The sequence below is a fragment of the Paenarthrobacter sp. YJN-D genome (genome assembly GCF_015040335.1).
Taxonomy (GTDB): Bacteria; Actinomycetota; Actinomycetes; order Actinomycetales; family Micrococcaceae; genus Arthrobacter; species Arthrobacter nicotinovorans.
In genome coordinates this window covers 76,490-102,074 of record NZ_CP053549.1, presented here as the reverse complement: position 1 = coordinate 102,074, position 25,585 = coordinate 76,490, and the positions used below count along the sequence as shown (strand labels likewise).

Sequence of the window (25,585 nt, the reverse complement as noted above, 5' to 3'; positions counted from 1 at the left end):
AGCAGCCTCCCTCCCTGGTTACAGGGATCGGATGACTTGAAGCAACTCTTCTCCCGTGCGAACAAATGACACGTCCTGGTCGAGACCTTCGGGCAAGTGAAAGCGCTGCGCCTCTTCCGTGATGCACGTTGGGGATCCAACTGGAAGGATGACCCAGCCGGCCGCCCGAGCTCCTTCAACGAGTAGGTCCCAAGGCCTCTCACCTCCGACGTGGTTAGCCAACATACTGTCGCCATCGAGGTAGACGTCGACGGAACCGTCTCCGTACTCCACGAGTGCGAAATTCTGCTCAGGATTCTCACGCACGATGAATGGCTGAAGAATCTGGCGCACTATCTCCCCTCCGCCAGAGGCCTTATCGCCGTCTTTGAAGCGTTGGAAGTACACATCGAAGGACACGAACACATATGGTCACATCGGCAGGATGAAGATACTGGTCACCGTCCGGTAAAGGATCCTTTACCGTGCGCCCATCACAGTCGCCTGAGATCAACCCTCTTAGGCAAGATTTTCCAGCGTTGAAAGAACTAGAGGACGAACGTCTGATGCTTCGGAGTACGGCACACCGCTTCCAGGCGAATACAGCGAAAGAACGTACAGCAACTCTTCCGTCCGGTCGTCGCCGAAATACTCGTCGATAAGAACTCCTTCCAACGCCTGTGCAGCACGCATGGACTCGTCGCCGTAAAGGAACCGATCGGCTGATTCCTGGAGTCTTTCTGAAACGCTCATGATGCCGTTACCGTAGCAAGACTTCTGGTCATGAGGCGCTTCCCGCAAAGGGATCCTGGACCGGATACTCCGCAGTGCTGGCGATATTAGTCCCAGCCTGCAGCTCGACGAACGGCCTTCGCCAGCTCACTTGCTGGAATGTCGGACGAATCCAACACGAGGTCTTCAATGTCAGCGGATTCCAGAATGTTTGAAAGTTCCTCGACTCGATCCAAATGCCAGAGAAGCCCTTCAGGATCGTTGCGATGGCGGAAGCGCAGACGTGACTCCAGCACGTCTGAACGAGCCACGAGGCGACAAACAAACATTCCCTCAGAACTCAGTGCGTCAACGTAGCGAGCTATCTCGGCTTCTGTCTCAATGACCCCCGCGATGATGAACCGCTGTGCACCTGCAACCCGATAGTTGTCCGTGAGGCTTTGAAGATTGAGCAGCTCGAGCTCGTGGTTGAATCGGTCTGAACTTGGCGCGGGGCTCAACCTTCGAATCGCGTCCAGATCGATTACTGCATGACTGACCTTTTCAGTCGCACTAAGCGCATCCGCGAGAGTTGACTTTCCGACGCCGACGGTTCCATTCACGAAGATCGAGTCCATGCCCTGATCTTCTCAGGAACGAAGAGGCTGTGCCTGATGCGACGCCCGTAAGCCGGTCCCCCACCGGCCGCATCTGACGTGCGTCCACGCCCCAGCCGTTTCAGCGGTACGGGATTCCCGTAAGACCCGCCCGCAAAAATGCCCGGTGAAGGTGCGGCGGATTCAGGCGGTCATTGCAACAGGAGTCCTTCGATCATTTCGATCGGTTTTCTGAACTCTAGTCTTTTGCGTGGCCGGTCGTTGAGTTCCTGGGCGACCCAGTCGAGGTCTTCGGCGCTGTGGATGCTCAGGTCGGTGCCCTTCGGGAAGTACTGCCGTAGCAGGCCATTCGTGTTTTCGTTGATGCCCCGCTGCCAGGGTGAGTGCGGATCGCAGAAGTAAATGTCGATACCGGCGTCGATTTTCACGGTTTTCCAGTCCTGCATTTCGATGCCCTGGTCCCACGTGAGGGAATGCCTCAGCGCCTCGGGGAGCGTCTTGATCTTCGCGGCCAAGGCGTCGCGCATTTGTTCTGCTTTGTATCCGTCCACCAACTACACGAGCATCGTGTAGTTGGTGATTCTCTCCACGAGGGTCCCGATCGCGGACTGGTTGCCCTTGCCGATAATCAGGTCACCCTCCCAATGCCCTGGCACCGCACGGTCCTGAACCTCGGCGGGTCGCTCGGAGATATTGATCATCCCCGGGATCCGGTTCTTCCGCTGGCCGGCCTTCCTGCAGGGCTGCCTGAGCGCACGTCCGGTGCGTAAACACACGGCCAGATCACGGTTGAGCGCTCCGCGGGACTGAACGTAGAGCGATTGGTAAATGGTCTCAGGTGACACCCGCATCTCCGGCTCATCGGGAAACTCAACCCGCAGGCGTCCAGCGATCTGCTCAGGCGAGTACTTCTTTTTCAGGTCCTCTTCCACCTTCGCACGCAACACAGTGTTGGTGTGCAGTTTCGCCGGTTTCGGCCGCGAAGCCCGCTCATACGCCAGAGCGTGAGCCGACGTCGCCCGGTAAGGCAACCCAGCCACCGAATTGCGCCGCAGCTCCCTGGACACCGTCGAGGCCGACCTGCCGACCACGGCCCCGATCCGGCGCAGCGAATGTCCCTGAGCGCGCAGCACCGCGATCTCCTCACGCTGAGCGAAGGTCAGGCACCTTCCCTTCAGACCCCGGCCGCGGCGTGGCCGGACACCGCCGGCCTCGGCCAGGACCCGGCGCCCGGTCCGCCTGCTCGTATTGATCGGCGCAACAGCGTCAGTGATGAAATCACCGGCCTGCATCCCGGCCCAAAAGAGCTGCAAAAGATCCGGCCTTACGTAAATCGAGTACCTCGCCACGACAACACCCATCCGCTAAGTGTTGCAATCACCGCAAGAACCCAAGGTGCCCTAAACGCTACACGGTTAGCCGTCCCACTTCCTTGGAACCGGGACGCCCCCGGCGGGACACCGCCCATCCGCGGATTCCGGGCCGTTCGCAGCATTCCCGCCGGAGCCCTTTGCCGTACAGGCGCTGTGGGCATTCGTTCAGTCGCGCCGGGGCCTGATGAAATCCCAGTCCAGCGTCCGCGTAACACTGTCGTCCCGCATGTTGTCCCAAAACATCCCCTTCCAACAGCTGTCACAAAGACAACTTCCGGGACAGCTGGGTCGCCGACTCACGAGCGAACCCGCACCCATTCCGGGTACGCAGGGACCCGGCCAAGCGGCCTGGCTGGGGATCAAACCCGTGCCAGCTCCCGCCGTCGTAATGTTGCGCAGGTCACACCTGGCACATACGCTGGGGTGCGCTGCAGCGTGGCAGCAAGGATGAAAGGCAGAAAATTGGCCAGCGACAAGCTCTCCGTAGTTGTTCGCGTCGACGTAGACGGCGAACAGATCCAGATCGCAGCAACGGGCCGCGTCACCACCTCGAGCCTTCAGGGGCTTTACCCCGTGGTTCAGCGGACAAAGGGCCTGGGCGGCGGGCTCGGCGTGGAAATGGACCTTTCGGAAGCGACCATCGACGCAGATGCGCTGGACCAACTGAGGATCTACGCTGAACTCCATGAGGTGCCTGTCCGCCTCAACACTGCGCCCGGCAACGTCGGCAATGTGACCGCCCTGCCCTCCCGGAAACTCCAGACAGCAAGCCGGGCAGCCTAATAGGAGAACGCATGCGAAAAGTAACCGCCGGACTGTTCCATTCCGTGGATGGCGTGGTCCAGGATCCGTTCAAGTTCCAGTTCGACAGCTTCGACGAGGACCTCGGCAAGGGCCTGACCAAGATGATCAACACCGTGGATACCGTGGTGCTGGGCCGGGTCAGCTACCAGGAGTGGGCCGGATACTGGCCAAACGCCACCCAGGACGATGATTTCGCCGCCTTCATCAATCCTGTCGAAAAATTCGTGGCGTCCCGGACCCTGACCGAACCGCTGGAGTGGCAGAACTCGCACCTCATCAACGGTCCGTTGGAGGACTTCATCACCGATCTCAAGAACCGCTACGGCGGAGAGATCGCCGTATGCGGCAGCATCTCGGTGGTCCGCCAACTCCTGTTTGCGGGCCTGCTGGACGAGCTGACCCTGATGACGCACCCGGTGGTGGCGGGCAGCGGCCGCCGCCTTTTCGAGGACGGCGATCCCCAAAACCGGCTCGTCCTGGAGGACCAGTACGGCACCAGCAAAGGCAACGTTGTGAGCACCTACAGCCTGCGCAAGGACTAGGGAACGCTCGACGGCGGCAGCCGGCTGCCGTCGTCGACCCGCCTCAGCGCTCACCCCAGCAGCAACGCCGCGCCCAGCTCGCTCCGGAAGTAGAGCACACTGTGGCCGTAGCGCGTGGAAGTCACGAGCCCGGCATTCCGGAGCACCCTGAGATGCTGATTGACCGCGGACGTGGTCACGCCAAAGCGCACGCCAAGCTCGGTGGATGAGGCAGGCGCAGCGAGCGCCGTCAACAGGCTGGTTCGGACCTCGCCGAGCACCGCCACCACAGCGGCAGGGCTTCTCACTTGCTCCGCCTCCCACATGGCTCCTTGACCGCGGGCCGGGTACATCAGCATCGGCGGGTCACCGTGGTTCACGGGAGCAGAGGCCCTGCGGGTGAACATGGTGGGTACGAGTGTCAGCCCCAGGCCATCAGTCTTCTCGGTCCGTGACGCAGGGTTCTTCAACCGCACGGAGATGACCCGGCCGTCGAATTCCACGGCACCGGACAAGTCGTTGAGCATTGTGAACAGCCCGCCATGGGCGAGTTGCCTGCCGCGGTAGACGATGTCTGCTTCCAGGATGGTGCGCATGCGCAGCCAGTGCGGTGCGAAGCACGTTTCCCAAAAGTCCTTGAGGATTTGCACGAGGCGCCGGATCGCCGGGCCAACGGGTCCGGCAAAGACTGCGGGCACTTCACCATGCACCCGGATCAGGTCGCCGTGGAACTGCTCGGCTGAAATTCCCTCCAATGCCGCGAACTCGTCGTCGATCCTGGTGAGAGGGGAATCAGGCCTGGGATTCAGGAAGTCCGGCGTCCAGAGCCGGTGGTCAACCAGCGCCAGCAGACCATCCAGATCCAGGCGCGAACGGGCTTCCTCCGTGCGGCGCAACCACGGCAGCTGAAGAGGGTACTGGCTGGGATCACGGATGGCCCTCAGGGAGAGCCCCAGTTCACACATGGGCGAGATGCCGAAGCGCACCCCGCCCAGGTCGGCGCCCGACAGTACGTACTTCAACATGAAGCATAACGCTACATCACTACCGGCCATCCTCGGCGGGTGACAGAACTAGGGGGTGACCAAAACTCCGGCAGACACCATTACCCCTCCCCGGCACGGCCTCCGCGCCGCCCTTTCCGAACCCAGCCTTAGGATCCTCGCTTCGGCCATTCTGGTCTCGACGGTGGGTCGCGGCATCTTCCTTACCCTGACGGTTTTGTACTTCAGCCGCTTCGTCGGACTCAGCGCCGTGGAAATCGCCGTCATCCTCTCTGTTTCTAGCGGGGTCGGCGTCGCGACGTCGTACATTGGCGGCCGCCTTGCGGACCACTTATCCGCGCGCCGACTGCTGGTGGTGATGGTCGCCGTCGAAGGTCTCGCTATCGCAAGCTATACGTTCGCCGGGAACTTCGGCACCGCCGTCGTGATTGCCTGTATTACGGTAGGCGTGGACCGGGCCGCGAACGCCACGCGCTCAGCGATCATCGCGCGTGCCTTCGATGGCCCGAACCGCGTCAACGCCCGCGCTGTCCTCCGCACCATCACAAACCTGGGCATCGCGACGGGTGGCATGATCGCCGGATTGGCGTTGCTGGCCGGGACGGCCGACGCGTTCCGGGTGATGATGATCAGTGCCGGCGTCGTCTATGTCCTCAGCGCACTGCACCTCCGCCGCCTTCCCAGCCGCGTCGACGCGCCGCGACACGACCCCGCCAACCCTGCGCCGAAGCGTGGCATCTCCCCCTTCAAGGATCGCCGCTACGTTCTGTTGACGGTGCTTTCCGGTATTTTCGGCATGCAGTTCGGACTCGCCGAGATGGGCGTTCCACTGTGGATTTCACAGGACACCAGCGCGCCGGATGTGCTGATATCGGTGGTCCTGGTCATCAACACTGTGTGCGTCGTCCTGCTGCAGGTGCCGCTCTCCCGCGGCACAGACCATCCTGCCCGTGCCGGGAAGATCGTGCTGACCGGTGGGGTGCTCATGGCCGCGGCTTGCGCGCTCTACGCACTAGCGGGCGGAGTGCCGGTGGTCGCCGCCATCATTCTCCTGTGCGGTGCCGCACTCCTGCACTCGTTAGCGGAAATCCTTTCGCAAGCGGGGGCATGGGGACTCAGCTTCGAGCTCGCCAATCCACTCCAGGCCGGCGCTTACCAGGGAATGTTCGGCATGGGATCCGCCCTGGGGGCCATGCTCGCACCTCTCGTGGTGACGGCTACCGTCGTCGAACACGGCACGCTCGGTTGGGCCATCCTGGGCGCGGTCTTTGTTGCCTCGGCGGCGGGCGTAGCGCTGATAGCGCGGAAAGCCACGACGACGGCGGTACTCGCCTAACGGGGCGGGCGCAGGGTCCGCCGCCGCCCACCGGCGGGCTGCGCACTTGGTTCCGGCGGGGGTTCCTCGTCCGAGCATTCCGGACACTGCCCATCAGGAAACTCGCCCACTTGCGGCCAGATCCACCCCTCCAAGCACCGGTCATTCCTGCACGACTCTTGCGTCATTGACTGTCCCCCTAAGCCCCGTTCCTTTCTACTAAGGTGCACAAAAGCACTGATTCGTTACGCGAAAATCCGACCCCAGGGCGAGACCGCCGCGAGCAACATCACCACGGAGACGGAGGAATTGAGCCGCCCACCCTGAAACCATGGAAGGAACGAGTGAAGGGGAATCATGGGGGAATGGGTCTGGCCGGCGTACGTGGGCGTGTTGGGAGGAGTGGCCCTCTTTGGCATGTTCATGGTGCCGATCGTGGCCATCCAGTACAGGATGTACGGCCGGTTCACGTGGCGCCGCTTTCTGGGTGCCGCGGGGCTCAGCATCTACGGCGTTGCTCTGGTGGCTTACACGCTGCTACCCCTGCCTGACCCCACCCTGTTGAAATGCGGCCCGGGCGGAAGCAACTTCCAGGCGGTCCCCTTCCAATTCCTGGACGATATCCAACGTGAGACCTCGGGCTTGGGGATCACGGGGACACTGACCAGCCGTGCCATGTTGCAAGTTGTGTTCAACGTGGTGCTTTTCGTTCCTTGGGGTGTGATCGCGCGCCGCTACTTGTCGTGGAACATTGCCGTCTCTACGCTGACGGGCGCCCTCGCCTCGGGCCTCATCGAAGCGACTCAATTCACTGGTTTGTGGGGCATTTACGACTGTGCCTACCGCCTTGCCGATGTCGACGATCTCATCACCAACACCCTGGGTGCCCTGATCGGTGCCATGATTGCGCCTTTGGTCCTCTGGTTCATGCCGCAACGACGCGACCTCCGCGCAGCCCGTGGCCAGAGCCGCCCCGTCACTGTCCGCCGGCGCTGGCTCGGGATGATCATCGACTACGTGGCGCTAACGTTCCTTGGCTTCGGCTTCGTTGTGATTTACAGGGTGGGGTTGCTCGCGATCGGTGCGGACCTTCCCGGAGCGGACGACGCCGTCTCCCTCGTCCTCATGCATCTCGTTCCCGGGTTCCTGGTGTTCTACCTGCCGGCGCTTGTGGGTTCCGGCGCATCACTCGGCCAGCGCGCCGTGTGGCTGCAACCGCATTGGCCGGCCACCCGCCGTCGGGCGTTGCTCCGGGCCAGCACCACCGGCGGACTCTATGTTGTGTTGTCGTTCCTGACTGCCCTGATACCGGGAACGGCGTTCGGTCCGCTCTCCGGCCTGCTGCTCCTGGCCGCCTTCGTGGCGGTTCCCCTGACAAAATCGCGGGGACTTTCGGGCGTCCTGACGGGTGCGGAGATGGTTGACTCGCGTGAAATCGAACGACGCCGGGTGGCTGGCCCAGCTCCTCGACCCGCCTAGGGGCCGCACGCCACCTCGGCAGCCGGCTGGTGCGCGAGGTGCGTGTGGCCGGCTCGAGGGGGGGTCTGCTTTCGGGCCGGCCACACTGTCCACTTGGGCAAGCGGACGAGCGCACCTCCAGCTCGCCGACAAAAAGCGGCATGGATCGTTGCGCCGTGACCGGCCGAGGAGGGGGTCTCAACACCTCATAGGCCGTGGCTGCTGTTCTACATCCGGAATGCGCTCTGCAACCTGTCACTACTTAGTAGTGGCGCCACCTGATGGAACGTGTCATGGTCCAGGTCACTTTCTTTTTATTTTTTTCCGGGTCCGTCTTTCGGGACCCTCCGGCTACTTTTTCCCGGCCTTCAGATCGGAGACAACTTTGGCGATACGTCGCGCGCGGGTCTCAGCAGTCCTGGCGTCTCCGATCGGTTCTACATAACGCCGCTGGGCACTGTAGTTGAGCGTCCCGTAGAAGGCTCTGGCTTCGGGTTCGGCATCCAGGGCTGCAGCGAGATCGTCCGGGACTTCCACTACACGCGGCTGGGTGTCGACCTCCAGGCCGACCTCCACCGTGTCACCGGCAGCAGCGCCGGTAAGCTCGCGGTTCGCCGCGCTCACGCCCACCATGTACTTTCCACCCATCACCGCGATGCTGCTGCGATAGCTTTGGCCGTTGATGGTCACCACCACGGGCGGCTTCTTCCCAGCCCCCAGCGCATCAACGACATCGGCGGGAACCTCTATGCCGGCCTTGTTTCCATCGCCCACGATGGTGGTTGTGAATTGCATGACCCCAGTATGCCGTCAGCCGCCAGTAGACGCACCCGGTCAGTAGTACTAGGTTTCACATAACGCCCGGAACAGCCAACCCAAGGAGCAGGACCATGGACGAGCAGGATCTTCTGGAACGAATCCAGGCATTGGTGGAAGAAGAGCATCATCTGCGCGACTCGGCGGGATCGGAGACCGACGGTGACGACAGCCGCGCGCGTCTCTCCCAGCTGGAAGCCCAGCTGGACCAGTGCTGGGACTTGCTGCGGCAGCGCCGGGCCAAGAAGCATGCCGGGGAGAACCCGGACGACGCCGAGGCCCGCCCGATCAGCGAAGTCGAGGGCTACAGGCAGTAGTTCTGCCGGGCGAACCTAGGCGCCCTCGAGAACCTGGCTCGTCGCCCACGCCAAGTACTTGGCGGCGTTGGCGACTGCATCGGCAACATCCGGAACGCCGTCTTTGCGCTGCGCGACGTCCAGCAACTGCGCCGCAGCCACGATCCCGTGCTTCGCGAGATCCTCGGGGGTCACAGTGATACGGCCTGCCACCGCGATCACCGGAATGCCGTGCACGCTCGCCGCGTCAGCCAGTGCAATGGGCGCCTTTCCGGTGAGGGACTGTTCATCCATGGACCCCTCCCCGGTAATCACAAGATCGGCCTCGCTCAAGTGCGAGGCGAGCCCGGTGAGACCGGCCACCAGCGCGAAACCACCTTCCAGCGCAGCATCCGTAAACGCCAGGAACGACGCCGGGAACCCGCCCGCCGCTCCAGCTCCCGGAACGTTCACGTCGCGGCCGGTGGTTTCCCGAAGGAGCGATGCCCAGTTGCGGAGCCCGGCGTCGAGCTTTTCGACCGCGTCCTCATCCGCACCCTTTTGCGGACCGAAAACGTGCGCGGCACCTTCCGGCCCGTACAGCGGGTTCCGGACGTCGACGGCGATGCGGAACTTCACGGCCGACAGCCGGGGATCCAGCTCCGAGACGTCGAGGGCAACTGCGTCTGCGAGTGAGCCGCCGCCCAGCGGGACCACATTTCCTGCCGTATCGACCGGTTTGAGCCCCAGCGCACGCAAGGCTCCGCTGCCGCCGTCGGACATTGCCGAGCCGCCCACACCGAGCACGATCTCAGTGGCCCCGGCATCCAGGGCGGCGGCGATCAGTTGCCCGCAACCGTAGCTGTGGGCGCGCAGGGAGTTCTCCGGAGTCGGCTCCATATGCGCCAGACCTGAGGCCATGGCCGTTTCGATCACAGCGGTCACCCCGCCGAAGGAGTCCTTCCGGATCCCCCACGAGGCACCGACCGGCTTGAGGATGGGACCAACTACGGCGTTGTTCCGTTCCTCATAGCCCGCGGCAATGGCGGCATCCAGCGTGCCTTCGCCACCGTCGGCTACCGGGAACTGCGTGGTCACGGCATCCGGGTAAACGCGGAGCGCGCCCTCGGCCATGGCTGACGCGGCTTCGGCGGCGGTCAGGGATCCCTTGAACTTGTCCGGGGCAATGAGGATACGCATGGGACCATCTTGCCAGCTTTACCGGGAAAGCGCTTGCCCGAACGTAACGTTGCGTTGACGGCGTCGCAGTAGTTCCCGCCGCACGTCTCCCCTCGCACCAGGGGACTACCCGCCCAGCACCCGCACAGGGTCACCCGCCAACCAGGCCTTGACGTCCTCAAACGCCTCTCCGTAGAACTTCCGGTAGCTCTCGTGCGTCACGTACCCGATGTGCGGCGTGAGGACAGTCCGCCGGGAATGCAGGAGCGCGTGCCCTGCGGGAAGGGGCTCCTCCTCGAAGACATCAAGGGCGGCGCCCCGGATCCAGCCCTCCTCCAGGGCGCGGATCAGGGCAACCTCGTCAACCAAGGGGCCTCGGGCGGTATTGACCAAGACCCCGTCGGGACCCAGAAGGCGCAGTTCCTCGGAGCCCACAATGCCCTCGGTTCGCTCGGAGAGCCGCAGGTGCAGCGTCACGATGTCCGACTCGCTGAACAACTCCTCTTTACTGACCAAGCGGGCACCTGCCGCCTCAGCGGTCTCCGCGGTGAGGTTCTGGCTCCATGCGAGGACGTCCATGCCGAACGCCTTGGCGTACCCGGCCATGCGCTTGCCGATCTTCCCCAGGCCAACAATGCCAAGCGTCTTGCCTTCAAGTTCAAATCCGACGCCGGTCTGCCACTCCCCCGCCCGCAGTGAGTTCTCCTCCACAGGCAGGTTCCGTGCGAAAGCGAGCAGCAGGGCCCAGGTTAGCTCCGGCGCCGCGGCAGGTGATCCACCCGTTCCGCACACCACGATCCCCCGCTCGGATGCGGCCTCCATGTCAATCGCGGCATTGGCCATGCCGGTGGTCACCAGAAGCTTCAGATTGGGCAAGGAATCCAGGACACTTTGCGGAAAGCGGGTCCGCTCACGCATCGCGACAACGATGTCGAACGGCGTCAACGCGGCCACGGCCTGCTCCTCCGAGACGAACGGTGCGCTGAAAACGCTGACCTTCACGCCGTCGTCGGGCAGTGAATCCCAAGGCGCGTAGTCCCCGGAAACCTGCTGGTAGTCGTCAAGAATGGCTAAACGGAACTTCGTCACGGCTGTCTCCTCCCGCAGCGGCTGGTGGTACTGACCACCATCTCACGTTAGGTTTTTGAGTGTGACGCAAAATGTGACCTCCGCCATGCCCAAGCCCGAGCATCCCCGCCCGCAACTGGTCCGCGACAAGTGGATGAACCTCAACGGCACCTGGGGTTTTGAGATCGACGCCGGGGACTCCGGCGTGGAGCGCGGGCTCGCCACCCGCGAACTCAACAGTTCGATTCTGGTCCCGTTCGCCCCGGAATCGGCCCTTTCCGGGATCGAGCACGTCGATTTCATGGAAGCCGTCTGGTACCGCAGGACCGTGAGCATTCCCCCGGAGTGGTCCGGACACAACGTGCTCCTCCACTTCGGCGCTGTGGACCACGACGCGACAGTCTGGGTGAATGGCGTCGAAGTTGCGCGGCACAGGGGTGGTTTCACTCCGTTCACGGCCGATCTGGGTGGCATCGCGGAGCCTGGGACGGATGCCGTTATCGTTGTCCGCGCCAGGGACTCGCGGCACGGGATGCAGGCACGCGGCAAGCAGGCCACCTGGTACAACAACACGCATTGCCAGTACACGCGCACCACCGGAATCTGGCAGACGGTGTGGATGGAGGCCGTGCCCGAGGTTTACATCAAGCGCCTCCGGATGACCCCCAGTCTGGCCGATTCAAGCATCACGGTGGAGGTCCCGCTCAGCCGGAACCGGAGCGGGCACACAGTCACTGCCGTCCTCAGCGATAAGGAAGACCTGCGGATTGAGGCGGAGGTCAAGGCAGACCTGGACCTCACGCCGTCGCTCCGGCTCACCGTCCCAGCCGAAGCGATGCGCCCCTGGTCGCCGGAGGACCCGTTCCTTTACGACCTTGACGTGAGCGTGCGGGACGGCGCCGGCGAGGTGGTGGATCGAGTGAGCAGTTATGCCGCCATCCGCTCGATTGCCTTGGACGGCAAGGTTGTCCGCATCAATGGCAATGCGGTTTTCCAGCGGCTGGTCCTGGACCAGGGCTACTGGCCGGACTCGTTGATGACCGCCCCCGATGAGGCCGCCTTGGTCAAGGACATCGAGCTGTCCATGGCTGCGGGATTCAACGGCGCCAGGTTGCACCAGAAGGTTTTCGAAGAGCGTTTCCTGTACCACGCAGACCGTTTGGGCTATCTGGTGTGGGGCGAATTCGGTGACTGGGGCGTGTCGGGCGGCGGCACCATCGGCCACAACCAACAACCGACTGCCAGCTTTGTGGCGCAGTGGTTGGAAGTCCTGCAGCGCGACTTTAACCACCCGTCCATCGTCGGCTGGTGTCCCCTCAACGAGACCCACCAGGTGCTGCATGACCGCCTCACCGTTCTGGACGACGTCACCCAGGCCATGTTCCTGGCCACCAAGCTCGCGGACCCCACACGGCCCGTGATCGACGCATCAGGCTACTCCCACCGGATCCGGGAAACGGACATCTACGATTCCCACTCCTACGAACAAGATCCCGACCGCTTCCGCATGGAACAACAGGGCCTTGCTGACGGGAAGCCATACATTAACCGGAAGGACGACGGCGAGGAGTACTCGGTACCGTACGCCGGGCAGCCATACTTCGTCTCCGAATTCGGCGGTATCTGGTGGAACGAGGCCGAAGCGCGCCAAGCAGCAGAGGCGGCAGGCACCGACGTCGAAAGTTCCTGGGGCTACGGCCAGCGCGTCAGCAGCGAAGAGGAGCTCTATGCCCGCTTCGAGGGACTCTGTGGCGTCCTGCTGGATAATCCGGACATGTTTGGGTACTGCTACACGCAGCTGACGGATGTCTTCCAGGAGAAGAACGGCATCTTCACGTTCGATCGCAGCCCCAAGTTCGACCTCGAGAGGATCCGGGCGGCGCAAGTCCGGCCGGCAGCCATCGAAACCCGGAACTAACCCCGCCGAGTTTGGCTAGACCCACTGGCCTCGACGGACCAGGACTTTCTTGAGCAGATCCAGGCGGTCGGACACGATCCCGTCCACGCCAAGATCCAGGAGCCGCTCCATCTCGGCGGGTTCGTTGATGGTCCACACATGCACGTGACGGCCCAGGCGGTGCGCGCGGCGCAGGAACCCGGCCGTCACCACCTGCACCGGCCCGTAGCGGACAGGAACCTGGAAAACGTCGACGCCGGCAAGCAGCCTGCGTGCCAAAGGTGCCGGCAGCACGGGGCCCAGGAGGACGAACAGAGCGGTGAGGGAGCTGCCCGCCGACGAAGCAACGCGATTCGACAGCTTGGCCAGGACTGCCCTGCGGCGCCTGTCGGAAAAGCTGGTGACCAGTACGCGATCATGGATTCCGTGCCGCTCAATGGCCTCGGCCAACGGGCGCACCGAATTCCAGTCCTTGATATCCAGGTTCAACCGGGCATCCGGCAACGCGGCCACCAGCTCATCAAAGGTCGGAACAGGTTCCACACCACCGATTCGTGCCCCGGCTACCTCTGCTGCCGTCAACTCCGCGATCTTGCCGACAGAATCGGTCACGCGGTCCAAGGAGGAGTCGTGGAAGACCAGCAGCACGCCGTCCGACGTGGTGTGGACGTCCGTTTCCAGGTGCACGGTGCCGAGTTCCGCCGCGGCTTTGAAAGCCGCCATGGAGTTCTCCAGGCCATCCAACGAGAAACCGCGGTGCGCGAAGGCCAAAGGGCCCAGCGAACCGTCCTTGCGGAGGAAATAGGGCAGCGTCACACCCGTAGCGTAACCGAACGGCTCTCCCGACGGCGCGTGTGCCAGGCGCGTGCGTCACGCGCCACACGTCAGGCCTGGCGCGTCAGGCTTCGTGCGGAACTATCGCCACGCCGTCGCTGACGTGAACCAGCGTCCTGCCGCGGCCGCCGTCGAGCTCCACCCACACGGCGGTGGCATCGCCGGTGACGGCGTCAATCACTCCCGCCGACTCATACCCGGGCGTGAGCGTGACGCTGACACGGTCGCCCTGGCGCAAGGAACGCCAGTGGTGATCCGGTTCGACGCGCCGCAGCGGCGCCGTGTTGAAATCGTTGATCCTGCGCTTGGCCATGATTCCCCCTGCATTTCGACTGGTAGACACGATGCGAACGGGTCCGTGGCTGGAAGCCTACGGGCGCAAGGTGAACGCCGGTTGTATGGAGGCTGGGAAGTCGGTGACAGCCTGAAACTGCAAGACTAGGGACATGACTGTGTTGATTGCCGGATGCGGCGACCTTGGAACCGAAGCCGGACTTCGCTTCGCTGCGGCGGGCCACGAGGTTGTGGGCTTGCGGCGCTCCCCCGGGAAGCTGCCTCCGCAGATCCGTGGCGTCTACGCGGACCTTTCCGTGGAGCTCCCGGAGTTGCCGGCCGACGTGGACATTGTGGTGGTGGCCGTCGCAGCCGACGCCTCCACAGAAGAGGCCTATCGCGCGGCCTACCTGAACGGCGTGAAGAACGTCCTGGATGCGCTGGAACGGCAATCCATTGAACCGCGGCGGATCCTCTTCGTCTCCTCCACCGCTGTGTACAAGGATTCCGGTGGAGCTGTTGTGGACGAGTCAACACCCACGGAGCCCACGCGGTTCAGCGGCAAGGTCCTGCTGGAAGCGGAGGAACTGCTGTTCGCCCGGACACGCGGAACGGGCACCCGGCCAATCTCCCTCCGGCTCGGCGGGATCTACGGCCCGGGACGCACCCGGCTGATCGACCAGGTCCGGAGCGGCAAGGCCGTCATCCCCGCCCAACCCCGGCACACCAACCGCGTCCACAGGGACGACGCCGCCGCCATGATCGTCCACCTGACTACCATGGGAGCTGCCCCGGACGAGGTTTACGTGGGCGTTGACGATCACGCCGCCGAAATGGGCGACGTCATGCGGTTCCTCGCGTCCGAGCTGCAGTGCCCTGAACCCCCGACGGCGGCACCTGAGGGCCCGTCCGACGCCGGCCCCGGCGATAAGCGCTGCTCCAACAAACGGCTCCGCGCGACGGGTTTCGAGTTCACTTTCCCGAGCTACAAAGAGGGCTACCGCGCGTTGCTTTCCGGCGAGGGCGTACGCCACCCGTGAAGCCCGTGCTGCGTGCCACAGGACAGCAGGGATGGGGACGGGCCTACTTCGCAATGCAGGCGGTTGCCGGGCTGGCTTGGTGGACCCTGGTTTTCCTGGCATCCCCGGTGCGTGCAGCCACCCTGGGCACCCTTGACCCCGTCGCTGTGGCCGCCCTCGACATTCCGCTGTTCGTGCTCTGTTCGGCCCTCGCAGCTTGTGGCATCCGGTGGGCGGCCGTGGTGGCCACGGGCTGGACTGCTTTGGTGGCAGCCGCGCTGGCTGTCTACGCCACATTCACCACGGAAGCGGGCCTGGGCGTCCTGATGATGATTGCCGCTACCGCCTGCTCAGGCCTGGCGCTCTGCTTCGTCCTGCTGGGGCGGGTTCCCACGGACTGGATCATCCGCGGCCCGTTCGCGTTCCGCTCCGCCGCTTCGAACCGGCCTGCAACGGCCCACGTGAGCGCGACCATCGCGCAAATGATCCTCTTCTGGGGCTTGTTCCTTGTTGCAGTCCCGCTGGCCATCTCATGGTTGGAAGGTCGATGGCTGGTGTCCCTGCCTGTCCCGCAGTTTGCCGTCACCGCAGGTGCCGTGATCCTGGTGCTGGCGAGCATTCTCGGCGTCTCGTCCGCCGTAACCATGTCATCCAAGGGCCGCGGCACCCCGCTGCCGTCGGCCATGCCCAACCACCTCGTCATCGCCGGGCCGTATCGCTGGGTCCGCAATCCGATGGCCGTTGCCGGCATCGCCCAGGGCGTAGGGGTGGGCCTCCTCCTGGGGTCCTGGCTCGTGGTCGCCTACGCGATGATCGGCTCGTTGGTCTGGAACTACGCCGTTCGGCCGCTGGAGGAAGCAGACCTCGAAAACCGCTTCGGACCCGAATTCCGCCGCTACCGTTCGTCAGTGAGCTGTTGGCTTCCCCGCGTCGGGCGGAACTTCGGGCGGAACTAGACCCGCTGCTCCGTCAGTTTCGCCTCGAGAACCTGGGCCACGCCGTCGTCGTCGAAATGCGGCGCCTGCCGGCCGGCAGCGAGGATCGCTTCGGGGTGCCCGCTGGCCATGGCGTAACCGTGGCCAGCCCAGCGGAGCATCTCGATGTCATTGGGCATGTCCCCAAACGCCACAACATCGGCGGCTTCGATCCCCAGGGACTCTGCGTACTTGGCCAGCGTGACTGCCTTGTTGATCCCCGGCACGGACATTTCCAGCATCGCAGTCCGGGGAGCTGAGTGCGTTGTGGACACGAGGTGCGCGACAGCCGGCTGCACCTCGGCCAGGAACTCGTCCGGCGTCCCCTTGCGGGTAATGGCAAGGAACTTTACGACGGCGTCATCCGCCGTGAGCGTCTGGTCCAGCGGTTTTGGGGTGAACTCGGCAAGCAGTTCGCTGGTTTCGTTTTCGATGAACCCCGGCTCCAGCTGGAAGCCGGTGAGCGTCTCCACAGCGAACAGGGCGTCAGGCCGGATGGACTTGATGATCCGGCGGGCCTCAAACACCGACACCGCTTCCAGAGCGGACGAAGAAAGTGCCTTCTCCGATTCCAAGTCCCACACCACGGCGCCGTTGGAACAGATCACGATTCCGCTGTGCCCGAGCTGCTCCTGGAGGGGGTACAACCAGCGCGGCGGACGGCCCGTGACGAAGACGAGTTCCACTCCGGCATCGCGGCATGCCTGGAATGCCTTGATGGTCCGGTCACTGATTTTTCCGTCGTGACCGAGGATGGTGCCGTCTATATCGCTTGCTACGAGCCGCATCATGCCAGTCTACGTTGGAGCGAAACAGGCGGCTGCGCACCGGAAAGCCTCCACATTTCCAAAACCGGGAGCATAGGCTGAGTTGATGAGTGACAAGACCATGAGCGAAGAACACAGCACACGCGGCGCGTACGTCACCGGCGGTGAGTTCACCCGCGACACCAACTACATCGAGGACCGCATCACTCGCGACGGCGCTGCCGGCCCAAACGGAGAACCCGGCTGGCCCGTAGAGCCCGGGCGCTACAGGTTGATCGCGGCCCGCGCTTGTCCGTGGGCCAACCGCTCCGTAATTGTGCGGCGGCTCCTGGGACTTGAGGATGTCATCAGCCTCGGCCAGCCTGGCCCCACCCACGATGCCCGCTCCTGGACTTTCGACCTTGATCCCGGCGGCAAGGACCCCGTACTGGGGATCGAGCGCCTGCAGGAGGCGTTCTTCCGCCGCTTCCCGGACTACCCGCGAGGCATCACCGTCCCGGCCATTGTCGATATCCCCAGCGGCGAAGTAGTGACCAACAACTACCCGCAGATCACGCTCGACTTTTCCACGGAGTGGACGGAGTTCCACCGCCCCGGGGCGCCCCAGCTGTATCCGGAGCACCTCCGCGAGGAAATCGACCAGGTCAACAAGCGCGTATTTACCGAGGTCAACAACGGCGTCTACCGATGCGGCTTCGCAGGATCACAGGAAGCCTACGATGCCGCCCACGCGCGCCTGTGGACTGCTTTGGACTGGCTGGAAGAACGGCTCAGCAGCCAGCGGTATCTTGTGGGCGACTCCATCACTGAGGCTGACGTCCGGCTCTTCACCACCTTGGCACGCTTCGACGCCGTCTATCACGGACACTTCAAGTGCAACCGGAACAAGCTGAGCGAAATGCCTGCGTTGTGGGGCTACGCAAAGGACCTCTTCCAGACACCCGGCTTTGGGGACACCATCGACTTCGTCCAGATCAAGCAGCACTACTACATCGTCCACGAAGACATTAATCCCACACAGATTGTCCCCGCCGGTCCGGATCTGTCCGGCTGGCTGACGCCCCATGGACGGGAATCCCTGGGCGGCAGTCCGTTCGGAGACGGCACTCCCCCGGGTCCGGTGAAGGCCGGGGAAGAAGTAGCTCCGGGGCATGGCGCCGGCTAGCCGCTGGTGCGTGTCAGGCCAGCCCGTGGTTCAGCTCGGCACGCGTCGGCGGGTTGGCGCCCGCGCGTGAAACGGTCACGGCGGCGGCGCGACTGGCATGCTCCATGATCGCCGCGAGCATTTCTGCGGGCATGGCCCGCAGTTCCCCGCGGTTCTGCGCGCCGTCCAAACCATGATCCACAATCGCGGACAGCAGCCCTGCCATGAACGAGTCGCCGGCACCCACGGTGTCCACGACATTCACGGACGGGGCCGGAACTTCGGTTTCGCCTGCCCGGGTGATACCCCACGGGCCGCGTGAACCGCGCGTCACCACTACCAGGGCCGGTCCTTCCTCGCCGCCCAGGGACAGCCAGCGACGCGCGGATTCCGTAGGATCGACGCCGGGATACAGCCACTCAAGGTCTTCGTCGGAAGCCTTCACGACGTCGGCCAGCGCTACGAAGCGCTCGGCCTGCGTCCGCGCGTACTCAACGTCCGTAATGATGCTTGGCCGGCAGTTGGGGTCGAAGCTGATGGTGCTGTTCGGGTGGGCATGCTCGACGGCGGCAAGAACCTCCGCGGCACCAGGCTCCAGGAAGGTGGCAATGGAGCCCGTGTGCAGCAACGTGGCGCCCTGCAGCATCAGGGGCAACCTACCGGCGAGGCCGGGGAGTTCCCAGGTCAGGTCGAAGGCGTAGGTGGCGGCGCCGTCGTCGTCGATCCGGGCGGTGGCCACGCTGGTTGGCTTCTCATCCGGCGGAAGCGGCACCATCACGGAGCTTGAGCGCAGGTGCGCTGCGACGGAGTCTCCGTAGGCGTCCTTGCCGTAGCGGCCGATGAACTGCACCGGGTGGTCCAGCCTGGCCAAGCCCACGGCAACGTTGAGCGGACTGCCGCCAACGTGCGCCTCAATTCCAGAGGAGCGTTGGACGACGTCTACCAGGGCCTCACCAATGACTGTCAGCATGGGTCAACTCTGCCAGAGGTGAAGCGCAGCGGCCCAACAATTACGACAGCAGTCGCTGCACCAACTCGCGGCACTTCTTGTAGGCAACGGCCTTGGGGTCGATGAGGTCGAAATGGTCGCCCGGGACCCGCAGCAGCTGGGCGGAGCTCCCGGCCGCCGTGGCTGCGGCAACGTAGGCCTCGGACTGGCTTGCAGGAACGTCCTCGTCTTCCGTGGCGTGAACGGCGTAGACGGGGACGTTGATCGGCAGCGAGCTCATGGGGTCGGCGTATTTATGCCGTTTGGGGAATCTGGCCGAATCCCCGCCCATCAGGTTGCAGACGGCGCCGTTGCTGAGGTTGAGCTTCTCGGCTGCCGCAAGGTTCAGGAGGCCGGACTGGCTCACCACGCCCGTCAGGTGCACGGCGTTGTCCTCAGGTGCCCGCTGGAGCTGACGGTCGGCGTCGGGGGCTCCGATCGCAGAGAGGCGGTGCCTGCCCGCAGCCCATACCGCGAGGTGTCCTCCGGCGGAGTGGCCCAGTGCCACCACTTTGCCGAGCTGGAGGTCGTGGTCCCCGGCTATCTGCGACAGGTGGTCGATCCCGGCCAGGATGTCCTCGAACGTATGGGGCCATCCACCGCCGTTCCCGGCGCGCCGGTATTCAAGGTTCCAGGCGGTGATTCCGTGCGCTGCGAGGTCCCGCGCCAGCGGTTCGCCGAGCTCCGCGCCGTATTGCGAGCGCCAGTAGCCGCCATGGATCACAACGGCTACTCCACCGGCCACAGCTGATGCGCCGCGATGGTTTCCGTTGTTCGGTTCAGGTATGAAGAGTTCGCCCCACTGACTGGGGTGTTCGCCGTAGCTGTACTTGTGCCGCAACATTGCGCCCTCCTTTGTACTGAGCCTATCGTGACGGTTCCGAAGTTTGGCTAGAGGCACCCCGACGGCGGGTGGCCCGGTTCAGTGTCGCAGCCGCCACGTAAGCTGGGGGCATGGCAAGCAATTGGGACAGCCTGGACCAGGCCCAGCGGGATGCAGTGGATGCGAATGTGGCCCTCTACGAGCGTGTCCGCCCTGCTTTGAAGCGGGTCACGCGGGACGTACTGCTGACCCTGCGGGACATGTTGAACGACGCTGAAGTCACCCCGTTGTTCGTCACCGGCCGGACCAAGACCGTGGAGTCGTTCCGGGAAAAAATCTCCCGCACGGATGATCCCCTGGAACCGGGTGGTCCGCGCGTCCTGAAATTCCCGGACCCTTTCCGCACGTTGAACGACATGGTGGGCATCCGTGTCATCACCAAGCTCCCTGCGGAAAACGCAGCGGTGGCCAACATCATCAAGCGTCAGCGCCAGCTCTTCGATTGCCGGGGCGACCGCGAGAAGGACATCGGTTCCATCGAGTCCGGCACTTATGGCTACTCCAGCCGCCACCTCATCCTGCGCACCATCCAGAATGAAACGGTCAAGGAGTACCAGCACGTCTTCAATCCGGACATGCCAGCCAACGGCAGCTACTTCTTTGAATGCCAAATCCGTACTGTTTTCGCGCACGCCTGGAGCGAGATCGAGCACGACATCCGCTTCAAGGCGGAGGACCCGCGCGCATGGACCCCGCATTTCGACCGGCAGTTCACGGCCACGGCGGCCATGTTGGAGACGGTTGAGAGCGCTTTCGCGGACCTTCACGAGCGGTACGAGGAAGTCCGCGGCTACTGGGATCTGGAGGGTGAAGGCGGCTCGCCCCTGACTCCCAACCGGGTTCGTGACGTCTGGGGTACGCTCCTGCCGCACGTTGACCGTAAAGTTGATGACGACTGGGGATGGGCCGCCGAACTGCTCGCCGCCCACGGACTTACCAAGACCGTGGAACTGGCCGGGCTTCTCAGCGCCAACCGGATCACAGAGGTCCGCAAGGCCCTGGACCATCGCTACTCACCCGGTCCCGACCGCCTCCTGGATGACCTCCTCTTGTGGCAGTACGGAACCGAACACATTGATCTCACTGCTGAGGCGCCCGACGCCGTTCCGCACCCGCGGCGCGACAGCCTCCAGCGTCGTCTTAAGCAGATTGAGCGCTACCGCCAGACTGCACTGTAAGGACCCATGACTCCGGAGCAACTCATGTCATTGCGGGCGACTTTTCGCTCGCCCCGCCGGCTGCTGACGGAGTCCCTCGCGGGACTCGTGGTGGCTTTGGCCTTGATCCCGGAAGCCATCGCATTCTCGGTGATTGCCGGCGTGGATCCGCGTATTGGCTTGTTCGCATCGTTCACCATGGGCGTGGTGACGGCTCTGGTGGGTGGCCGCCCGGCCATGATCTCCGCTGCGACGGGAGCCGTGGCGTTGGTGATCGCCCCCGTCATGAAGGAGCACGGACTCGACTACCTGATCGCTACGATCATCCTGGCCGGCGTCTTCCAGGTCATGCTGGCGGTCCTCGGTGTGACGCGGCTGATGCGGTTCATTCCCCGTTCGGTGATGATCGGCTTCGTCAATGCCCTGGCCATCCTGGTGTTCATGTCCCAGATGCCGGAACTCTTCAACGTGCCCTGGATGGTCTACCCGATTGTCATTGTTGGTTTGGTGATCGTGTTCGGGCTGCCTCGGCTCACCACTGCCATTCCCGCACCGCTGGTGGCGATCGTGGCCATCACCCTGGTGACAGCCCTCGGCAACATCGATGTTCCCACCGTCAGCGACAAGGGCGAACTCCCGGACAGCCTGCCAGGATTCTTCCTGCCCAACGTTCCACTGAACCTGGAGACGTTCCGGATCATCGCTCCCTTCGCCCTTTCCATGGCGCTGGTGGGCCTGCTGGAATCACTCATGACTGCCAAACTGGTGGACGACATCACGGACACCCGCTCCGATAAGACCCGGGTGTCTTGGGGGCAGGGTGTGGCCAACATCGTCACCGGTTTCCTTGGTGGCCTGGGCGGCTGCGCGGTGATCGGGCAGACCATGATCAACGTGAAGGGCTCCGGTGCAAGGAGCCGGCTCTCGACCTTCCTGGCCGGGGTGTTCCTGCTGCTCCTGGTAGTGGTGCTCGGTGACGTGGTGGGCATGATCCCGATGGCTGCCCTGGTGGCCGTGATGATCTTCGTTTCACTGATCACGTTCGATTGGCACTCCGTACGGCCATCGACGTTGAAGCGGCTGCCCAGGTCCGAGACCGCCGTCATGATCCTGACTGTTGCCGCTGTGGTGGCGACGCACAACCTGGCGGTGGGGGTCGGCGTCGGCGTCCTGGCCGCCATGGTGCTGTTCGCCCGGCGCGTGGCGCATTTCGCGACCGTCGAACGGACCGAACTGGAGCTGAACGGCGAGAGGGTTGCGACGTACACCGTGGATGGGGAGTTGTTCTTCGCTTCCTCCAACGATCTCTATACGCAGTTCGACTACGCGAAGGATTCCTCAGACGGCATAGATCGGGTAATCATCGACCTGCATGGATCGCATATTTGGGACGCGTCCTCCGTGTCGGTGCTGGATTCGGTGACGGAGAAGTACCGGAACCATGGCCGCGAGGTGGAGTTCATTGGACTGAACGAGGCCAGCGTCCGCATGCGTGAGCGCCTGGCGGGGAAGCTCAACTCCTGACCCGGCTGGGTTCGGAAACAGCGGTCATCTGACATATACGCCTGCCTGCAAGTAAAGAATTCGTTCGGGCTGCCGGGCAGGTGTGAGCATGGATGAATGCTTGAGGCAACCAATAACGCACCAGAGTCTGAAGAAACAGCCGCGCCCGTGAACGCCGCCCTCGCCGCCGAGGCCAGGATTGCGCGGGTTGCCGTCACGGTGTTCCCGCTCCTTGTTGTGGCTGCCGGTGTCCTTGGCTTCCTCGTACCGGACCTCTTCAAACCCATGGGCGTCTCGGTCCCGTATCTGCTGGGCGTCATCATGTTCTGCATGGGCCTGACCCTGACCCCTCCGGATTTCGCCTCAGTGGCCCGGCGTCCGTGGGCCGTGGCACTCGGCATCGTGGCACACTACGTGATCATGCCCGGCGCCGGCTGGCTCATTGCCGTGCTGCTCCAGCTGCCCCCGGAGCTGGCGGTGGGCCTGATCCTGGTGGGCTGCGCGCCGTCGGGTACCGCGTCCAATGTGATGGCCTTCCTGGCCAAGGGCGACGTTGCGCTCTCTGTTGCCGTGGCATCGGTTTCAACGCTGATCGCTCCTCTGGTGACACCCGCGTTGACGCTGTTCCTGGCCGGTTCGTTCCTCCACATCGACGCCGGCGCCATGGTCCTGGACATCGTCAAGACCGTGCTGCTTCCCGTCATCGCAGGCCTCCTGGCGAGGTTGTTCCTTTCCAAGCTCGTTGCCAAGGTGCTTCCGGCACTTCCGTGGGCATCCGCCGTCGTGATTTCCCTGATCGTTGCAATTGTTGTGGCCGGCAGCGCCAGCAAGATCGTGGCAGCAGGCGGCATCGTGTTCCTGGCTGTTGTCCTCCACAACGGCTTCGGTCTTGGCCTCGGCTACCTGGCAGGCAAGCTCGGCCGCCTGGATGACAAGGCGCGCCGTGCGTTGGCGTTCGAGGTCGGAATGCAGAACTCCGGACTTGCCGCGACCCTGGCCACAGCACACTTCGGTGCTCTGGCCGCGCTGCCCTCCGCCGTGTTCTCGCTGTGGCACAACGTTTCCGGTGCGATCGTTGCAGCGTGGCTCGCGCGACGTCCGCTGAAGGACTGACTTCTGCACTCTTGGGGACTGGCTTCCGGCCTCAGTCCTTAAGGCTTCCACGAGGCCCGAAATTCGCGGGCATCGGGGTCTTGACGCCGCACTTGCATTTTGCAAGTATGACCGCATGAGCCTCTTTATTACTTGCCCGGTTGAGAGCGTCGAACGTGCCACCGCCTTCTATACCGCCCTCGGCTGGACCCTCAACACCGAGATGTCCGATCACAACGTGTCATGTTTCGCGATCGCACCCGAGCAGTACGTCATGCTCGGCAGCCGTGAGATGTACGCCAGCGTCGGTGGCGCCGAGGAGCTGGTCGGCGGACCTGACACTCCCTCGAAGGTCACGGTCTCCTTCGACCTCGGCAGCCGCGAAGCAGTGGACGAGCTCACCGAACGCGCCGGCGCCGCCGGCGGGCGGATCGGTGACACCGACGACTACCCCTTCATGTACCAGCGCCAGTTCGACGACCCCGATGGCTACCACTACTCACCGTTTTGGATGAAGCCGGACTCCGATCCGACCGCGTGAGCAACCTCGCCGCGGCCCTCGACGTCGTCGGCTCACGGTGGGCCCTGCTCATCGTGGAACGGCTGCTCGACGGGCCACAACGCTACGGCGATTTGCAGCGGGACCTCGGAGTGCCGACCAACATGCTCGCGACGCGCCTGCGTGAGCTCGAAGCCGCCGGCGTCCTGTCCCGGCTGCCCCTGCGCCACAACACCCGGGCCTACACGCTGACCGATAGAGGGCGGGCCCTGGGCGAAGCAATCAACGCGCTGGCCCGTTGGGGCGAGGAGTTGCCCGGGAACGACGCCCAGACGTAGACCTTTTTGCGCCGCGGTCGTGACGCTACTGCGCCGCCGTCTTGCTGCCGTCCACCGTGGTGGCGTCCACCGTGGTACCGCGACGGTGCAGCTTCCATGGAGAGGCGACCCGGACGCCGTCGGCGGGAGCCGTTCCCTCCAGGCGGTCGAGCAGCATCCGGACCACCTTCTCGAAAATAGGATCGGGACCCACCGTCGTCAGTGCGGGATCGAACTCCTGCCCCTCGGTGGAGTTCCCCACTCCTACGATCTGCACGTCCTCGGGCACGCGCAGGCCCAGCCGGAAGGCGGCCCGTACCGCCTGGAGCGCTTCCATGTCGTCAGTGCAGAGGATGGCCGTGGGGCGGACCGGAAGCTGCAGCAATTCAAGCGCCGACTGATACGCCTCGGCCGGGCGATGGTGAGAGGTCCGTACGAGGGACTGATCGAGCGGAATGCCCGCCTTTTCAAGCCCACTGGCGTAAGCAGCGAACCGGCTCTTGGGCCGGTCAGTGGAATCTGACCTCCGAATGCAAGCGATCCTTCGATGCGACGCCGTCAGGAAGTCCATGCAGTCCGCCAGCCCGGCGTCGGTCTCGGGCGCGAGGACGTCGAACCCGGCAGGATTCATGGTTTCCGAAATCACCACTTGGGCTACGCCGCGGCGAGCCAGTTCCGTGACGGTCTCGTCCTCCGTTTTCGCCTCCGGGAAGTACCCGATAATGACACCGTCCGCGCCGCCGGACATCATGAATTTCCGCCAGTCCTCGCCCAAGAGGATCACAGGCTGATAGCCACGTTCCGGAAGGATGTTCGCCGCTGCAGTGGCCAACGCCCGATCCCACGGCCATTCGAGGTTTCCAATCGCGACGGCCACCACGTCTGTCTTGCCGCGCCGCATCCCGCGCGCGGCCTGGTTGGGAACGTAGCCCAACTCCTTCACGGCCGACAGGACGCGGTCCTGGGTGGGCTGGCTGATCCGGGTAGTGCCTCCGTGGCGGCCGGAAAGCACGTAAGAGACGGTGGTCAGCGATACGCCCGCTGCCGTGGCAACATCCCGGATGGTGGGCTTGAGTCCCTTGCTCACGGCGGCTCCTGACAGACGATTGATTCTTGAA

General features: G+C 63.9%; 27 protein-coding genes and 1 pseudogene. 14 read left to right on the top strand and 14 right to left on the bottom strand.

Going from position 1 to position 25,585, the window contains the following annotated elements; translation table 11 throughout:
* Positions 1-18: 18 nt before the first annotated feature.
* From HMI60_RS00490 to HMI60_RS00475, 4 genes and pseudogenes are all read right to left on the bottom strand, one after another.
* Complete coding sequence (locus tag HMI60_RS00490; RefSeq protein ID WP_193590348.1) at positions 19-399, bottom strand: hypothetical protein; 381 nt, start codon at positions 397-399, stop codon at positions 19-21.
* Positions 400-498: 99 nt separating this feature from the next.
* Positions 499-732, bottom strand: a complete 234-nt coding sequence (locus HMI60_RS00485) for a hypothetical protein (RefSeq protein WP_193590347.1) — start codon at positions 730-732, stop codon at positions 499-501.
* Between the two features lie 86 nt (positions 733-818).
* Entirely contained in the window at positions 819-1,328 is a 510-nt protein-coding gene (locus HMI60_RS00480; protein ID WP_193590346.1) for an AAA family ATPase, read from the bottom strand.
* A 170-nt stretch (positions 1,329-1,498) separates the two neighbouring features.
* Positions 1,499-2,668, bottom strand: a pseudogene (locus HMI60_RS00475) (IS30 family transposase).
* 459 nt (positions 2,669-3,127) lie between these two features.
* Between HMI60_RS00475 and HMI60_RS00470 the strand changes: the two are divergent.
* Positions 3,128-3,463, top strand: a complete 336-nt coding sequence (locus tag HMI60_RS00470) for a hypothetical protein (protein WP_079582011.1) — start codon at positions 3,128-3,130, stop codon at positions 3,461-3,463.
* An 11-nt stretch (positions 3,464-3,474) separates the two neighbouring features.
* Positions 3,475-4,026: a dihydrofolate reductase family protein gene (locus tag HMI60_RS00465; protein WP_193590345.1), complete on the top strand. Its 552-nt coding sequence runs from the start codon at positions 3,475-3,477 to the stop codon at positions 4,024-4,026.
* A 50-nt stretch (positions 4,027-4,076) separates the two neighbouring features.
* Here the strand turns inward: HMI60_RS00465 and HMI60_RS00460 are convergent, their stop codons facing one another.
* Positions 4,077-5,030: a DUF5937 family protein gene (locus HMI60_RS00460; protein WP_193590344.1), complete on the bottom strand. Its 954-nt coding sequence runs from the start codon at positions 5,028-5,030 to the stop codon at positions 4,077-4,079.
* Positions 5,031-5,085: 55 nt separating this feature from the next.
* Here HMI60_RS00460 and HMI60_RS00455 point away from each other — a divergent pair, with 55 nt between their 5' ends.
* Both HMI60_RS00455 and HMI60_RS00450 read left to right on the top strand, forming a co-directional pair.
* Positions 5,086-6,345: an MFS transporter gene (locus tag HMI60_RS00455; RefSeq protein ID WP_193590343.1), complete on the top strand. Its 1,260-nt coding sequence runs from the start codon at positions 5,086-5,088 to the stop codon at positions 6,343-6,345.
* A 336-nt stretch (positions 6,346-6,681) separates the two neighbouring features.
* Complete coding sequence (locus tag HMI60_RS00450) at positions 6,682-7,803, top strand: VanZ family protein (protein WP_193590342.1); 1,122 nt, start codon at positions 6,682-6,684, stop codon at positions 7,801-7,803.
* Between the two features lie 330 nt (positions 7,804-8,133).
* Here HMI60_RS00450 and HMI60_RS00445 read toward each other — a convergent pair whose 3' ends face one another.
* Positions 8,134-8,577 (bottom strand): YdeI/OmpD-associated family protein, encoded by a 444-nt coding sequence (locus HMI60_RS00445; RefSeq protein ID WP_193590341.1) that lies wholly within the window; start codon positions 8,575-8,577, stop codon positions 8,134-8,136.
* 95 nt (positions 8,578-8,672) lie between these two features.
* On the opposite strand from HMI60_RS00445, the gene HMI60_RS00440 reads away from it, so the two are divergent.
* Positions 8,673-8,915: a DUF2630 family protein gene (locus HMI60_RS00440; protein WP_018778415.1), complete on the top strand. Its 243-nt coding sequence runs from the start codon at positions 8,673-8,675 to the stop codon at positions 8,913-8,915.
* 15 nt (positions 8,916-8,930) lie between these two features.
* Here the strand turns inward: HMI60_RS00440 and HMI60_RS00435 are convergent, their stop codons facing one another.
* Together HMI60_RS00435 and HMI60_RS00430 are read right to left on the bottom strand one after the other, a co-directional pair.
* Positions 8,931-10,073, bottom strand: a complete 1,143-nt coding sequence (locus HMI60_RS00435; protein WP_193590340.1) for a glycerate kinase — start codon at positions 10,071-10,073, stop codon at positions 8,931-8,933.
* A 105-nt stretch (positions 10,074-10,178) separates the two neighbouring features.
* Positions 10,179-11,141, bottom strand: a complete 963-nt coding sequence (locus tag HMI60_RS00430; protein WP_018778417.1) for a D-2-hydroxyacid dehydrogenase family protein — start codon at positions 11,139-11,141, stop codon at positions 10,179-10,181.
* Positions 11,142-11,214: 73 nt separating this feature from the next.
* On the opposite strand from HMI60_RS00430, the gene HMI60_RS00425 reads away from it, so the two are divergent.
* A complete protein-coding gene (locus tag HMI60_RS00425) occupies positions 11,215-13,038 on the top strand; it encodes a glycoside hydrolase family 2 protein (protein WP_110504846.1) in 1,824 nt (607 codons plus the stop codon).
* 15 nt (positions 13,039-13,053) lie between these two features.
* Here HMI60_RS00425 and HMI60_RS00420 read toward each other — a convergent pair whose 3' ends face one another.
* A complete protein-coding gene (locus HMI60_RS00420) occupies positions 13,054-13,833 on the bottom strand; it encodes a glycerophosphodiester phosphodiesterase (protein WP_193590339.1) in 780 nt (259 codons plus the stop codon).
* An 82-nt stretch (positions 13,834-13,915) separates the two neighbouring features.
* Positions 13,916-14,164 (bottom strand): hypothetical protein, encoded by a 249-nt coding sequence (locus HMI60_RS00415; RefSeq protein ID WP_039239057.1) that lies wholly within the window; start codon positions 14,162-14,164, stop codon positions 13,916-13,918.
* A 133-nt stretch (positions 14,165-14,297) separates the two neighbouring features.
* Here HMI60_RS00415 and HMI60_RS00410 point away from each other — a divergent pair, with 133 nt between their 5' ends.
* Positions 14,298-15,164: an NAD-dependent epimerase/dehydratase family protein gene (locus HMI60_RS00410; RefSeq protein WP_193590338.1), complete on the top strand. Its 867-nt coding sequence runs from the start codon at positions 14,298-14,300 to the stop codon at positions 15,162-15,164.
* A 53-nt stretch (positions 15,165-15,217) separates the two neighbouring features.
* Complete coding sequence (locus HMI60_RS00405; RefSeq protein ID WP_193591105.1) at positions 15,218-16,099, top strand: isoprenylcysteine carboxylmethyltransferase family protein; 882 nt, start codon at positions 15,218-15,220, stop codon at positions 16,097-16,099.
* On the opposite strand, the gene HMI60_RS00400 is transcribed toward HMI60_RS00405, so the two are convergent.
* On the bottom strand, positions 16,096-16,905 hold the full coding sequence (locus HMI60_RS00400) for an HAD family hydrolase (protein WP_189076525.1): 810 nt from the start codon (positions 16,903-16,905) through the stop codon (positions 16,096-16,098). The genes HMI60_RS00405 and HMI60_RS00400 overlap by 4 nt on opposite strands.
* A gap of 85 nt (positions 16,906-16,990) precedes the next feature.
* Between HMI60_RS00400 and HMI60_RS00395 the strand changes: the two genes are divergently transcribed.
* Positions 16,991-18,049, top strand: coding sequence for a glutathione S-transferase family protein (locus HMI60_RS00395; protein WP_193590337.1), 1,059 nt, complete (start codon positions 16,991-16,993; stop codon positions 18,047-18,049).
* A gap of 13 nt (positions 18,050-18,062) precedes the next feature.
* Here the strand turns inward: HMI60_RS00395 and HMI60_RS00390 are convergent, their stop codons facing one another.
* Positions 18,063-18,998 (bottom strand): carbohydrate kinase, encoded by a 936-nt coding sequence (locus HMI60_RS00390; protein ID WP_193590336.1) that lies wholly within the window; start codon positions 18,996-18,998, stop codon positions 18,063-18,065.
* A gap of 40 nt (positions 18,999-19,038) precedes the next feature.
* Positions 19,039-19,860, bottom strand: coding sequence for an alpha/beta hydrolase (locus tag HMI60_RS00385; protein ID WP_039239051.1), 822 nt, complete (start codon positions 19,858-19,860; stop codon positions 19,039-19,041).
* Positions 19,861-19,970: 110 nt separating this feature from the next.
* Here HMI60_RS00385 and HMI60_RS00380 point away from each other — a divergent pair, with 110 nt between their 5' ends.
* The 5 genes from HMI60_RS00380 to HMI60_RS00360 all read left to right on the top strand — a co-directional run bounded on the left by HMI60_RS00380 (position 19,971) and on the right by HMI60_RS00360 (position 24,488).
* Entirely contained in the window at positions 19,971-21,077 is a 1,107-nt protein-coding gene (locus tag HMI60_RS00380; RefSeq protein ID WP_193590335.1) for a GTP pyrophosphokinase family protein, read from the top strand.
* 6 nt (positions 21,078-21,083) lie between these two features.
* Positions 21,084-22,580 carry a SulP family inorganic anion transporter gene (locus tag HMI60_RS00375; RefSeq protein WP_193590334.1) on the top strand — a complete coding sequence of 499 codons (1,497 nt, stop codon included), beginning with the start codon at positions 21,084-21,086 and terminating at the stop codon, positions 22,578-22,580.
* Positions 22,581-22,676: 96 nt separating this feature from the next.
* A complete protein-coding gene (locus HMI60_RS00370; RefSeq protein ID WP_018778429.1) occupies positions 22,677-23,672 on the top strand; it encodes a bile acid:sodium symporter family protein in 996 nt (331 codons plus the stop codon).
* A gap of 115 nt (positions 23,673-23,787) precedes the next feature.
* A complete protein-coding gene (locus HMI60_RS00365; protein ID WP_018778430.1) occupies positions 23,788-24,192 on the top strand; it encodes a VOC family protein in 405 nt (134 codons plus the stop codon).
* Positions 24,189-24,488 (top strand): helix-turn-helix domain-containing protein, encoded by a 300-nt coding sequence (locus HMI60_RS00360; RefSeq protein ID WP_018778431.1) that lies wholly within the window; start codon positions 24,189-24,191, stop codon positions 24,486-24,488. Before HMI60_RS00365 ends, HMI60_RS00360 begins: the two co-directional genes overlap by 4 nt.
* Before the next feature lie 25 nt (positions 24,489-24,513).
* Here HMI60_RS00360 and HMI60_RS00355 read toward each other — a convergent pair whose 3' ends face one another.
* Positions 24,514-25,554 (bottom strand): LacI family DNA-binding transcriptional regulator, encoded by a 1,041-nt coding sequence (locus tag HMI60_RS00355; RefSeq protein WP_193590333.1) that lies wholly within the window; start codon positions 25,552-25,554, stop codon positions 24,514-24,516.
* Positions 25,555-25,585: the final 31 nt, after the last annotated feature.